This is a genomic window from Bradyrhizobium diazoefficiens (assembly GCF_016616235.1).
Taxonomy (GTDB): domain Bacteria; phylum Pseudomonadota; class Alphaproteobacteria; order Rhizobiales; family Xanthobacteraceae; genus Bradyrhizobium; species Bradyrhizobium diazoefficiens_H.
The window spans coordinates 5,070,326-5,083,424 of sequence record NZ_CP067100.1; the positions used below are offsets into that span (position 1 = coordinate 5,070,326).

Here is a 13,099-nt window from a genome sequence, read left to right on the forward strand (position 1 = left end):
CAAGATTTCGCTCCGCTTCTGGCCCGAAGCTGTTCCGGTAAAGCGCGGAGAAGTGTCCGCCTTCAAGCCGAGAACGGTAGTTCTGCCCTTGCTGCAGTCGTCAGCCCGCGCCAAAGCTCTCGATGTGATAGACGATGAAACTCTCTGCTTCCTTGATGCCCTCTTAGCGCCATCGGCCATTAAGGCCGACAGATTTTCCGAGGCATGGAACAAGCTGTGCTCTGCCAAACAGTCAAGTCAGGGCAGGAACCGCGTGATGCCTTCGCGGATACAAGCGAGGATCTCCTCCTGTCGCTCCTCGAGGCGAGAGACCGGGCCGCCTATGCCGAGGACCAGCTGGCGCCCGAAGTCACGCTTTGGCAGCAGGACGGCGATGACGCCGGCGTCCTGAACGATGATGTGTTTCGAGAACATATAACCATCGCGCCGGATGCCGTTGACGATCTTCATCAGCGCATCCAGTTCAAAGTGCTCTTCGTTGGGGCAAACGGCATTAATGCGGCGCAGGAGCCGCTCAATCTCCACATCGGTATGACCACTGAGCAGCGTGCGTCCGATTCCGCTGATTGCAAGCGGCCGGACATCACCTGGCTTAACTTCGAAGCGCAGGCGCTTGCTGGTTTGCAGGGCGTGAATGTACTGAGCATGCAGATCAGATTGTGTGCTGATGCTGACAAGCTCGTCGAGTTTCCCGTGCACGAAATCGACCAAGGCGAGGATGGCGCTATCGCCGAAGAGCCCGGTATCCAGCCAACGGCCCATCTGCGCGATGCGCATCGTCGGCATATAGGTGCGATTGTAGCTGTCGTAGAACAGGTATCCGAGCATCGCCATGCTTTTCAGTAAGGCCGCGGCGCTCGACGTTGGATAGTCACACTTCGTCGCGACTTCCTTCAGTGAAATCGGGCGCTTCACATCCTCGAAGTACTCGAGGACTTCGAAGATCCGCTTCGCCGACTTGATGCTGGAATCCATCACTTACACGTATGTGGAAAATAATTCCGCACGCTCGACAAGCCGCCTCGCGCGATGGACCCAGTACTACCTACGTTTGGCGTCCTCGGCAATGAGGCATTCTATATACATGGAAATAGAACCACATATATGTAACTAGTGGACATCGGGCCCCACCGCTCCTAATGTTCTCGCCGGCCGGCACGGCTGCGGCGCCATAGCCGCTCAAAGATAAGACGTCCCACCACAGGTGGGCGCTGCAGGGAGACGTCATGGAGCCGAGAATGAAATTTTCCCCTGCGATCAGCTGATCTCGACAGGTGGTGCAAGGCTCTCCGTCGGCACGTCCGCGGCCATTCTCCTGGAGATCATTCATCTCGTTCACGACCGCGACCCTGGCTAGGCACTGTGGACAGCGGCGGTAACGCCTCTCAAAACTGAATAGGATTTGCTTGCATGGACTATCGATTGCCTGAAGGCAGCTGCGATTGTCATTTTCACATCTACGGCCCCTTCGATCGCTTTCCGCAGGGCGACGAGGGACGCTTCACTGCCGTAAAGCCCTTCACGATCGAAGACGCCTTTGCCGTCTGGGACAGGCTCGGCATCACGCGCGGCGTTATCGTCCATGCGGTGGGATCGGGAGACGACAATGCCGTCACTTACGACGCGCTGCGCCGCTACCCCGACCGGCTTCGTGCCGTCGCGATCCTGCGGCCCGACGTCTCGGATCGGCGGCTCGATGAACTCACCGACGCCGGCTTCAAGGCGGTGCGCGTGACCATGATCCGGCAGGACGGCAAACCGGTCTCGACGCTCGGCACCAGCTACGACGATCTGGTCAAGCTCGCACCTCGCATAGCGGAGCGCGGCTGGCACGCCCAGCTCTGGATCGAGAGCTCGGACCTGGCCGCCGCCGCGGCCGAGCTCGAGAAATTGCCGCTGAACTATGTGATTGATCACATGTCGCGCACCATGGCTGACAAGGGACACGAGCACCCGGATTTTCGAGCCTTCACCGATCGGCTGAAGACCGGCCGCTACTGGACAAAGATCTCGGGCGCGGACCGCAACACGCGTGTCGGCCGGCCCTATGCAGACACGGCTCCTTTCATGCGCGCCATCGTTCAGGCGGCGCCCGATCAGGTTGTGTGGGGCAGCGATTGGCCCCACGTCGGTCACAGCGCCGAGACGATGCCAGACCTCCAGGACCTGCTCCGGCTGCTGCACGACTGCGTTCCCGACGAAGCCACCCTTCGCAAGATCCTGATCGCCAATCCGGCGCGGCTCTACAATTTCTGACGACCGAGGACACTTTTGGACAATAACAAGTCATTGCCGCTCGACGGGGTGATCGTCATCGATCTCGGCCAAGTCTACCAGGGTCCGTATGCCGGCTTCCTGATGGCACAGGCCGGTGCGACCGTCATCAAGGTCGAACCGCCGAACGGCGAGCCGGTGCGTCATCGCGCCCGGATCAGTAGGGGCAACGCCGTTCCGTTCGCGATGCTGAACGCGAACAAGCGCAACGTCAGCCTGAACCTGAAGTCGCCTGATGGAGTGAGGGTCCTGAAGGAACTCGCGGCCAAGGCTGATGTGCTGATCGAAAACTACGCCCCGGGCGTGCTCGATCGACTGGGCGTCGGCTATGCCGCACTCAGCGCCATCAATCCGATGCTGATCTACGGCTCGGCTACGGGCTATGGCCTGTCCGGTCCCAACCGTGACAATCTGGCCATGGATCTGACCGTCCAGGCCGTGTCGGGTATTATGAGTGTAACAGGCTTTGCCGATGGTCCGCCAGTCAAGGCCGGACCGGCTATCACCGACTTCATCAGCGGCGTGCATCTCTACGCTGGCATTCTCACCGCACTTTACGATCGCGAGAAGAGCGGCCGCGGCCGACTGGTCGAGATCGCGATGGTCGAGACCGTCTATCCGGCGATGGCCTCGAACCTGGCCGACGTCTTCAATCGCAAGGCGGCAGCTCCCCGCACCGGCAATCGTCACGGGGGGCTGGCCGAGGCTCCCTATAATGTCTATCCCGCGTCCGACGGCTATGTCGCCATCATCAGCGTCAACGAATCCCACTGGACCGGACTGACGCGCGCGATGGGACAGCCGGAGCTGGCGGACGACGTGCGCTTCAAGACCGTGCTTGACCGTTTGAAGCACATCGACCAGACCGACCAAATCGTGTCCGACTGGTCCTCGCAGCTCACGCGCGACGAAATCACCGGGCTCTGCCGAATCAACCGGGTGCCTTGCGCCGCGGTCCGCGACCTGCGTGAGGTGACCGAGGACAAGCACCTCCACGCACGCGGCATGCTGCGCGAGATCGCCCACCCGGAATATGGCGACATCCTGGTCCATCGCAGCCCGCTGGTGCTCCACGACACGGCGGCGCCAGACTACGTCCCGTCCGCGCGTCTCGGTCAGCACAATGGCGAGGTCCTGTCGCAATATCTCGGCCTGTCCGAAGACGAGATCGATGCGTTGCGCCGTGTCGGCGCCATCGCACAAGCATGACGAACGTTGAGACGCGAATGTCCCAGTCGGCGATTTCAGAGGAAGATTACAATGGTCAAGCTGTTTGAAAGCATTGCATTCCGCGGCGTCGAGCTGAGCAACCGGATCGTCGTCTCGCCGATGGGGATGTATTCGGCCGTGAACGGCTACGTCACGCCGTTCCATCTGGTTCACTACGGCAAGTTTGCCCAGGGCGGGGCCGGCTTGGTCTTCGTCGAGCAGACATCGGTCACCCGGAAGGGGCGCATCACCAACGGCGATCCCGGATTGTGGGAAGACGGCCAGATCGACGGCATGCGCCAGATCGTTCACGTGATCAAATCCGGCGGGTCGAAGGCGGCGATCCAGATCAATCACGGCGGACGCAAATCCAGCCAGCAGCGCGCGTTCCGGGGCAACAGCCACCTGACGGACCGCGACATCGAGATGGGCGAGGAAACCTGGGTGCCCACGGGGCCTTCGGATGTCCCATTCTCCGATGGCTTCCAGACGCCCATTCCGCTCAGCAAGGATGGTCTCGTCGGCGTGCGCGACGCCTTCGTCGCGACGGCGCGCCGGGCCATGCTTGCGGGTTTCGACGTCATCGAGCTTCACATGGCGCACGGCTATTTGCTGCAATCGTTCCTGTCGCCGCTCGCCAATTTCCGCACCGACGAATATGGCGGCAGCCTCGAAAACAGGATGCGGTTTCCGCTCGAAGTGACGCGCGCCGTGAGGGCTGCACTGCCCTCGTCCACGCCGCTGTTCGTGCGCATCTCGGCCACCGACTGGATAGACGGCGGCTGGGAGATTGAGGACAGCGTCGTCTTCTCCCGCAAACTGAAGGAGCTCGGCGTCGATCTCGTCGACTGCTCGACGGGCGGCAATCTGCGCGCCGGATCGACCAACGCCAATCTCGGCCGCGGTCCGGGGTATCAAGTCCCGTTCGCCGAACGCATTCGCCGTGAGACCGACATTGCCACCGGCGCCGTTGGCATGATCCGAACCCCGGACTTCGCCGAGAAGGTCCTGCAGGACGGCCGGGCCGACCTCATCTTCCTTGCGCGCCAGATGCTCTACGATCCGTTCTGGGCGCTCCATGCCGCAGAGCATTTCGGGCTGACCGGCAATTTCGAGAAGTGGCCCGAGCAATATGGCTGGTGGCTTGCCAAATGGGGCGGCGCGCTTCGTGCCAGTGGCGAAAGCCTCGACGCGGTGGAGCGATACCGCGAGGCGGCGGAATAGAGCCTCACCCGCGCGATAACCCGCAAGATCAATCCTGACTTCAAGCATTAAAATTTCCAAAGGGAGTGAAACAATGAGAAGTGTGCTGGCAGCGTCGATGGTTTTCCTGAGCCTTGCTTCGGCGCATGCGCAGGCGCCTGCATCGAAGCCGGTCAAGCTCGGCGTGCTCAACGATCAGTCGGGGCAGTATGCGGATGCCGCGGGTCCTGCGGCAGTCGAAGTCGCCAAAATGGCGATCGCCGATTTCGGCGGCAAGCTGCTGGGACAGCCGATCGAGCTCATTTTCGCCGATCACCAGAACAAGACGGATATCGCCTCGGGCATCGCCAGACGGTGGATGGATACCGAAAACGTCGACGTCATTCTCGATATCGGCAACTCCGCGGTCGCGCTCGCGCTGGCGGACCTCGTCCGCGACAAGAACAAGATGATGATCGTGTCGTCGGCAGGCGCATCGACGATCACCAACGAAAAGTGCTCTCCCAACACGTTCCAGTGGACATACAACACCGCCACGCTGGCGCGCAGCACGGCGAAGGCGCTGGTCAGCCAGGGCGGCAACGAATGGTTCTTCCTGACAGCCGATTATGCCTTCGGTCATGCGTTCGAAGCGGATGCTTCGGCCGTGGTCAAGGCGAACGGCGGCAAGGTCGTCGGCTCGGTACGCCACCCCTTCAACACCAGCGACTTCTCCTCGTTTCTGCTGCAGGCCCAGAGCTCTGGCGCCAATGTGCTGGCGCTCGCCAATGCCAGCGGCGATACCTCCAATTCGCTGATGCAGGCTCACGAATTCGGCTTGCTCGGTCTCAAGAGCAAGATGAAAGTTGCAGCGCTGCTGTTTCAGATCACGGATGCCAAGTCGGTCGGCCTGAAAAACATGCAGGGTCTGTACACCTCGGAAGCCTTCTACTGGGATCGCAACGACGCCTCGCGGGCGTTCGGGAAGCGATTCTTCGACAAGGTCGGCCGCATGCCGACCATGGTTCAGGCCGGCATGTATTCGGCGACCATGCACTATCTGAAGGCGGTCGAAGCGGCCGGCACGCTCGATACCGCCGCCGTCCTGGCAAAATTCCGTTCGATCCCCGTGAACGACTTCTTCTCGGAGAAGGGCTACGTGCGCGAGGACGGCATGCACATCCACGACTACTATTTGCTGCGGGCAAAGACGGTGGAGCAGTCCAAGACGCCGTGGGACTTCTACGACGTCGTCGCGACCGTCCCGGCCGAAGACGCCAACATCCCCCGCGACCAGAGCAAGTGCTCGCTGATGAAGAAGTCCTGATCTCCAGGCATTATCGATGAACCGGAAGCCCGAGCGGCAGCTGCAATGCCGCCGCTCGGCATATCGTCATAACCTCTTTTCACATCCATAGAAATGCGACTTCGTCGCTGACGCGCATTGGCACGCGCGGACCGGCCCTCTAATCTTGCCGGAAACAAGGGAGGCCGGGATGAACGAAAGGCTGCTGTTCTCGCCGCTACGCATTCGGGATGTCGCATTCAAGAACCGGATCGTGGTCCCACCGATGCTGCAATACGTTGCGAAGCGCGGCTTTCCGACACCCTGGCACATCACCAACGCGGGCAAATTCGCGGCGGGCGGCGCCGGTCTCGTGATCGTAGAGTCGACCAAGGTCGAGCGCCGCGGCTGCGGAACGGTCGGAGACCTCGGCATCTGGGACGACAAGTTCATCGCTCCCCTCCGCGACATCGCGAGCTTCATCAAGTCGAACGGCGCCGCAGCCGGCATCCAGCTCGGGCATACCGGCCGGAAGGGCAAGGCCCGGCGTCCCTGGGAGGGTGACGGGACACTCTCCATCCAGGAGCTTGCTGACGTCGATGACGTGGACGGCTGGGACCTGATCGGCCCGAGCGCCCTTGCGTTCGGCAACGGCTATTTCACGCCGCGGGCGCTGGAGCGCAGCGAGATTCCCGATGCGATCGACGCCTGGGGCAAGGCGGCCGCGCGCGCCGATCAGGCCGGCTTCGATGTCGTCGAGCTGCACGCCGCCCACGGCTATCTGATCCATTCGTTCCTGTCGCCGGAGGCCAATCAGCGCACGGACGATTATGGCGGCAGCGAAGCCAACCGCATGAGGTTCGCGATCGAGGTCGCCGAATCGGTCCGCGCCCACTGGCCGGCGTCGAAGCCGCTGTTCGTCCGTCTGTCGATCGAGGACGAGGCCGGCTGGGGTCCGGCGGAGAACGCCAGGCTGGTGCGCATCCTGAAGACGAAGGGCGTCGACGTCATCGACTGCAGCACCGGCGGCCTCAACAGCAAGGTGCCGAACTTCTTCCGCCTCAACGAATACGGCTACCAAGTCCAGTTCGCGGACTATATCCGCCGCGAGGCCGACATCATGACGATGGCGGTCGGTCTCATCATTCACGGCGATCAGGCCGAAGTGATCCTTCAGGACAGGAAGGCCGACCTCGTCGCTGTCGGCCGCGAGTTCATCCACAACCCGAACTGGGCGATGGACGCGGCACAGAAGCTCGGCGTCGATCCGACTTTCAGTGCGGTCCCGCCGCAAATGGGCTACTGGCTCGAAAAGCGCGCCCGCCGCGGCTTTGGCGGAAATCCCTCCACGTGGCAAAAGGGCATCGCGGCGGATAGCTGATCTCCGCCGGGTGCCGGTTGCGCAGCGACATTGCCTGTGCTGATTGTTTACGAGGCGTGCCGCAGTACGCCTCGTGAATGTTTAGCAATTGCGAGCCATCAGCAAACATGTCGTACGAAGACTTGATCAAGCAGACCGAGGCGCGACGCCCGGCCGCGTGGGACTTGCTCGGCGTCGGCGCCGTCTCCTACGATCAGACACGCGACCGCGTCATAATCGAGTGGCATGCCGAGCCGCGGCACTGCCATTCCACTGAAGGGCACCCGAAAGGCGGCATTGTCCAGGGTGGAATCGTCACGGGCTGGCTGGACGGCGCCATGGCCACCGCGAGCCTGTTGCGCGGTGAATACCAGATCACGGTCGCCAGCCTCGAAATCAAGGTTGCGTTCCTGCTGCCCGCGCACCCGGGCCTATATCGGGCTTACGGCAAGGTGATCCGGCAGGGACGCAGCGTCGGCTTCCTGGAAGCTGAGCTGCGGGATTCGAACGACGTACTCATTGCGACGGCAAGCTCGACGGCGGCCCTGCGGCCCAAGAATCCCGCCGGGACAAGCCCGTCGTAATCTCTTCGCGGCCTACGGCTCTCAGAAGCCGTAGAGCCGGGCCGCATTGTCGATCAGGATCTTCCTGCGGACGGCCTCGTCAGGCACGCAGCGCCTGAACAAATCCATCAGCACGGCCTCCTTTGGGACCGCATCGTCGGCGTGTCCGACATGCGGCCAGTCGCTGCCCCAGACCAGCCGGTCCGGGTTCGCGGCGACCAGCGCCTTCATGAAGTCTTCCGTGTCCTTGTACGGGCTGCCGATCCGGGTGTTGCGATCCGCACCCGATAGCTTGCACCAATAGCGGCCACTCTTGAGGCCACGGTCGCAGAACCACTGGTAGCCGCTGTAATTGACGGTCTTGTCCGCCATGGTGCGGCCCTGATGGTCGATGACGAAGTCGAGCGGCAGCTTTTCGATCTCCGGCGCCAGCTGCTGCAGATCGCCGGTCTCGATCCAGAGCTGTGCGTGCCAGCCACGCTCGGCGATGCGTGGCGCCAAGGCTTTCAGGTCGTCCAAATTCATGCCGCCGCCCGACAACACAGGCTTGCCGTCTTGATAGAGGAGATTGATGCGCACGCCCTTCAAGCCTGCATCGGTCAACTCGTCCAGCCGTTTGTCGGTGACGTCCTGATTGAGGATCGCGACCGCGCGCAGCTTGTCCGGAAAGCGCTTCAGGGCTTCGAGCGTGACCTCATTGTCCGAGCCGGCATTGCCCGCATGGACGATCACGCCGCGCGAAATGCCGATCGACTTCCAGACGTCGAACAACTTCTCGACCGGGAATTCCTGCCTCGGGGCGAATTTTCCGGAATAGTCGACCGGGAAACGATCGAACGGCCCATAGATGTGGACGTGGCAATCGCAGCTGCCGTCCGGGAATTTATCGAGCTTCTCCGTCATGGTGCCCTCACTTGCCGGTGAAATTGGCGGATCGGCGCTCCGCCGTGGATTTGACGCCTTCGCGGAAATCGTCCGTCACGCGCAGGCGGTTCTGCTCGGCGAGTTCATGATCCGTCGCCTTCTTGACGCGGTCCGCTAGGCCGGCACGCATCGTCGCACGGGTCGACAGCAGGCCGAGCGGCGAACATTCGGCAATTTCCTGCGCGAGCGACAGGGCGGCCGCGCGGACCTGGTCCTGAGCGACCAGCACGCTGGCCAATCCCATCGCCAGCGCCTGCTCACCGGTGACGCGCCGGCTGGTGTAGAACATCAGCTCGGCGTTCGACTTGCCGATGGCTTCCGGCAGCGTGACGGTCAGTCCGAAGCCGGGATGAAAGCCGAGGCGCGTGAAGTTCGCGGCAAACCGGGCCTCGGGACAGGTCACGCGGAAGTCCGCCGACATCGCGAGACCGAAGCCGCCGCCGATCGCAGCGCCCTGCACCGCTGCGACGATCGGCTTCTTGTTCCGGAAGATGCGCACGGCCTCGATATAGAGGTGACCGCCGTCCCGCCGGTCGTTGTTGTCCTGCGCGCCCTGCGCCGGCGTGTTGAAATCGGCGCCGGCGCAGAACGCCTTGCCCTGCGCGGCAAGGACGACGGACCGGATCTCGTGGTTCGCATCGATCTTGTCCAGCGCATCGGCAATGTCGCGAATGAGCTGGAGATCGAAATAGTTCAGCGGCGGCCGCTGGATCTCGATCATTGCGACGTGACCTTGCGTGGTAACCGCGATATCAGTGCTCATGTGGTGTCAGATTCCTTTTGTCCTGATCAGCGAAGTCCAAGTCCGCGCGCGATGATGCCGCGCAGGACTTCCGTAGTGCCGCCCTGGATCGTCAGCTTCGGTGCGATCTTGAGCTCGAAGTCCAGCTTGTCGCGGAATGCGTCTTCCTCGTCGTCCTGGAGGTCGAGCAGCGAAGCGAGCTCGCGAACCCGGTGCGGCAGGCCCTGCTCCCACACCGTGCCGAGATCCTTGACGATTGCGGCCTCGACGACGGGTTCGCGGCCCGCTTCGAGCATCCCCGCCACCGAGACTGACATGCGGCGTAGCGTATGCAATTGCGCGACCAGCCGCCCGATGCCGACGGTCACCCGCACGTCCGGCTTCGCGCCCGCCGCGTTGGTGAGGGCAAGCAGCGCGTCGTATGTTTCGAGAAACCGTTCAGGCCCGGAGCGCTCATAGGCCAGCTCGCTCGTTGCCTGCTTCCAGGCGCCGTCGACCTCGCCGATGACGTGATTATCCGGAATGAAAGCATCCTGGAACACGACCTCGTTGAAGTCGCGCTGGCCGCTCATCTGGCCGATCGGCCGGCAAGTGATGCCGGGCGTCTTCATGTCGACCAGGAATGACGTCAGGCCGTGCCGCCGGTTTTCCTTGGTCGAACCGGAGGTCCGGAACAAGCCGATCATGTAGTCAGCAATGTGCGCGCTGCTGGTCCAGACTTTCGTTCCGTTGATCAGCCAGCCGCCGTCCGTCTTGGTCGCCTTCGTGCTTGCCGCGAACAGGTCCGAGCCGGAGTTGGGCTCGCTCATGCCGATGCAGAAGAACAGCTCGCCGCGGATGATGCGGGGAAGCACGTCCTGCTTGATCTTTTCATGGGCGTAACGAATGAGGGTCGGGCCGCTCTGCCGATCCGCCACGAAGAAACGCCGCACCGGCGCATTGGCGATACGCATCTCCTCGGTGACGACATAGCGCTCGAGGAAGCTGCGCTCCTGACCGCCATATTTCTTCGGCCAGGTCATGCCGATCCAGCCTTTCGCGCCGACACGGCGGGAGAACTCATCCGCGTTCTTCGCGCCGACCTCCGGCCTGTCAGGATCGAACGTGCCGGCTGCGATCTCGCTCTCCAGAAATGCCCGGACTTCCTTGCGCAGCTCCTGGCAATGAGCCGGCAGGCGCATGGCATCGAAATGAATGAGGGACATTGCGGCTCCTTTCAGCGAGAGGCCAGCAGGGGCCAGAGTTCCCGGGGACCTCTGGCGGTGATGAACTCACCGAGCTTGAGGCTCCAGAACGTTTCGTCACCGAACTCATCGCGCCACGACAGCAGACGCAGCGTGAAGCGGTGCAGGATATGCTCGTCGGTGAAGCCGATCGCGCCGTGCACCTGATGGGCAATGCCGGTCCCGACCTCAGCGGCCTCGCTGCAGCGAATCTTGGCCGCAGCAATCTCCAGCAGCGCGGCGGCGTCATCGAAGCCGGTGTTGGCGATGGTATCGGCAGCGGACGCCGCAGCGGATGCTGCCGCAGCGACCTCACCGCCGAGCCGCGCGAGGCTGTGCTGGATTGCCTGGAATTTCGAGATCGGCTTCTCGAACGCGACACGCTGCTGCGAATAAAGAACCGAGAGTTCGAGAATCCTATCCAGAGCGCCTGCAATCTGCTGCGCTCGCACCGCTGCGCCCATCAGCAGGAGAACGTCCTTCTCACGTGCTCCCGACTCCTTCAAGCGCGCACTGTGAACCGGCAGAACGTTCGCGAACTCCACGGTGTCGCGCGCGTCGCCCGCGAGGCTCTTGCCGGGCTGCAGCTTGCAATCGGCTGTTCGGACCAGAGCGACCGACGGCCCCTCGTCCCCAGTGGCCAGCAGGACGAGATGCTCGACATCGCTCGCAAAGGGCACCATGCGGGCCCGGCCGTTGACGCGGCCGGCCTTGTCGAGCGTGAGATGATCCTTCGGCCGCACCGGCGCCACCGTCATCGGGCCGCCCGGCGCGGTCAGACCCGCACGATCCAGCAGCCACCCGGCCAGAAGCGTTTCCGCGAGCGGCACTGCCAAGGCCGCGCGGCCCGCCTCGCGGATGATGCCGAAGCCGTCGGCGAGCGACGCTCCTGCACCGCCGGCAGTCTCGGAAGCCCAGGCGAGGTCCAGTCCGATCTCCTGAAGCGACGACCAGAGCGGCGCCTTCCAGGCATCGTCGCGCTTCTGCACGATGGTCTGCGGATCGGCCAGATCCGCAAGGACACGCGCGGCGGTTTCGGCGACGAGGGTTTCCGAAGCTGACATCATCATTCTCTCGTTAGGTGGATGAAGGGCGCGGGCCGATTACGCCCTCGGTTCGGAGCACGGCGATTTCGGATTCCGACATGTCGAGCATGGACGACAGTACCTCGTCGGTGTTCGCACCCAATCTGGAGGAGACCGCGGCCGGCAGCCTGTCGGCACCGTGGATGCGGATCGGGCTGTCCGGAATCACGATCCGTCCGAACTGCGGATGCTCGAGCCATTCCAGCATCCCGCGCGCATGCATATGCCGGTCGTTACAGACCTCTTCGAGGTCGCGGACCGGCGCGGACGGCACCTTGAATTTCGCCAGCGCCGCGCAGGCCTCCTCGCGGGTGATCTTCGAGCTCCAGTCCGCGATCAGTTGGTCCGTTTCGTCCATGTTGCGAACGCGCGTGACCTTGTCCCGGAAGCGCGGATCATCGGCCAGCTCGGTCCGCCCGATTGCCTGCAGCAAATTGCTCCAATGCTTGTCGTTGGTAGCAATGATCGCGATGTAGCCGTCGCTTGCCGGATAGACATTATATGGCGCCGCGGAGAGTCCGCCGTGGCGATTGCCGGTGCGCGGCGGCGCCCGGCCGATGTCGTACATGTAGGCAAGGTTGGAGGCGAGTGCGGGAAACACGGCTTCCTGCATCGCCACTTCCACCAGCCGGCCGAGGCCCGTGATCTGCCGCTCGTACAAGGCTGTCATGACGCCGGCATAGAGGTGAATGCCGCTCATGAAATCGACCAGCGCGGGACCGGCCTTGACGGGCGGACTATCCGGAAAGCCGGTGACGCTCATGAGCCCCGACACGGCCTGAACGGTCACGTCCATCGCCAGATTGTCCTTGTCCGGACCCGACAGCCCGTAGCCGGATCCCGAAGCGTAGACCAATCGGGGATTGAGCTCGTGCAGCACGGACCAGCCGATGCCCAGACGATCCATCACGCCCGGTGCGTAGTTTTCCAGGAGGACGTCCGCGTCCTTGACCAGGCGCTTGAGGATCTCCTTGCCCTTCGCGGATTTCAGATCGAGCGTGATGCACTGCTTGTGACCATTAAGCATCGCGAACGGCGCGCCCGACCCGCGACTGACGCTGTCGCGCTGACGAACCGGCTCACCGGCGAGCGGTTCGATCTTGATCACCTTGGCCCCGGCCTTGGCCATCAGATAGGTTGCGTACGGCCCTTGATAGACCTGACCAAGATCGATGACCGTAAGGCCATCGAGCGGAAGATTGCGTCGACCCTGCATTTGTCTGTCTCAAATCCCTTGCAACGAGCTCATTCC

Annotated in this window: 12 protein-coding genes; 6 read left to right on the forward strand and 6 right to left on the reverse strand. The window is 62.8% G+C overall.

The window, feature by feature from the left end:
* Positions 1–237: 237 nt before the first annotated feature.
* Positions 238–975, reverse strand: coding sequence for an IclR family transcriptional regulator (locus JJB99_RS24350; RefSeq protein WP_246774965.1), 738 nt, complete (start codon positions 973–975; stop codon positions 238–240).
* Between the two features lie 435 nt (positions 976–1,410).
* On the opposite strand from JJB99_RS24350, the gene JJB99_RS24355 reads away from it, so the two are divergent.
* From JJB99_RS24355 to JJB99_RS24380, 6 genes are all read left to right on the forward strand, one after another.
* Positions 1,411–2,256 (forward strand): amidohydrolase family protein, encoded by an 846-nt coding sequence (locus JJB99_RS24355; RefSeq protein ID WP_200494824.1) that lies wholly within the window; start codon positions 1,411–1,413, stop codon positions 2,254–2,256.
* Between the two features lie 15 nt (positions 2,257–2,271).
* Positions 2,272–3,483 carry a CaiB/BaiF CoA transferase family protein gene (locus tag JJB99_RS24360; protein WP_200494825.1) on the forward strand — a complete coding sequence of 404 codons (1,212 nt, stop codon included), beginning with the start codon at positions 2,272–2,274 and terminating at the stop codon, positions 3,481–3,483.
* 51 nt (positions 3,484–3,534) lie between these two features.
* Positions 3,535–4,707: an NADH:flavin oxidoreductase/NADH oxidase gene (locus JJB99_RS24365; protein ID WP_200494826.1), complete on the forward strand. Its 1,173-nt coding sequence runs from the start codon at positions 3,535–3,537 to the stop codon at positions 4,705–4,707.
* Between the two features lie 73 nt (positions 4,708–4,780).
* Positions 4,781–5,992 carry an ABC transporter substrate-binding protein gene (locus tag JJB99_RS24370; RefSeq protein ID WP_200494827.1) on the forward strand — a complete coding sequence of 404 codons (1,212 nt, stop codon included), beginning with the start codon at positions 4,781–4,783 and terminating at the stop codon, positions 5,990–5,992.
* 169 nt (positions 5,993–6,161) lie between these two features.
* Complete coding sequence (locus JJB99_RS24375; protein ID WP_200494828.1) at positions 6,162–7,331, forward strand: NADH:flavin oxidoreductase/NADH oxidase; 1,170 nt, start codon at positions 6,162–6,164, stop codon at positions 7,329–7,331.
* 107 nt (positions 7,332–7,438) lie between these two features.
* Positions 7,439–7,894 carry a PaaI family thioesterase gene (locus tag JJB99_RS24380; protein WP_200494829.1) on the forward strand — a complete coding sequence of 152 codons (456 nt, stop codon included), beginning with the start codon at positions 7,439–7,441 and terminating at the stop codon, positions 7,892–7,894.
* Between the two features lie 21 nt (positions 7,895–7,915).
* Here the strand turns inward: JJB99_RS24380 and JJB99_RS24385 are convergent, their stop codons facing one another.
* Genes JJB99_RS24385 through JJB99_RS24405 form a run of 5 tightly spaced genes read right to left on the reverse strand, consistent with a single transcriptional unit; the run spans position 7,916 to position 13,063 of the window.
* Positions 7,916–8,776, reverse strand: coding sequence for an amidohydrolase family protein (locus JJB99_RS24385; protein WP_200494830.1), 861 nt, complete (start codon positions 8,774–8,776; stop codon positions 7,916–7,918).
* A 7-nt stretch (positions 8,777–8,783) separates the two neighbouring features.
* Positions 8,784–9,560, reverse strand: a complete 777-nt coding sequence (locus JJB99_RS24390; RefSeq protein ID WP_200494831.1) for an enoyl-CoA hydratase/isomerase family protein — start codon at positions 9,558–9,560, stop codon at positions 8,784–8,786.
* A gap of 26 nt (positions 9,561–9,586) precedes the next feature.
* The gene (locus JJB99_RS24395) at positions 9,587–10,744 is read right to left on the reverse strand and encodes an acyl-CoA dehydrogenase family protein (protein ID WP_200494832.1); all 1,158 of its coding nucleotides are present in this window, start codon (positions 10,742–10,744) and stop codon (positions 9,587–9,589) included.
* Positions 10,745–10,755: 11 nt separating this feature from the next.
* Positions 10,756–11,826 (reverse strand): acyl-CoA dehydrogenase family protein, encoded by a 1,071-nt coding sequence (locus JJB99_RS24400; protein ID WP_200500277.1) that lies wholly within the window; start codon positions 11,824–11,826, stop codon positions 10,756–10,758.
* Between the two features lie 13 nt (positions 11,827–11,839).
* Positions 11,840–13,063, reverse strand: coding sequence for a CaiB/BaiF CoA transferase family protein (locus JJB99_RS24405; RefSeq protein WP_200494833.1), 1,224 nt, complete (start codon positions 13,061–13,063; stop codon positions 11,840–11,842).
* Between the last annotated feature and the right edge of the window lie 36 nt (positions 13,064–13,099).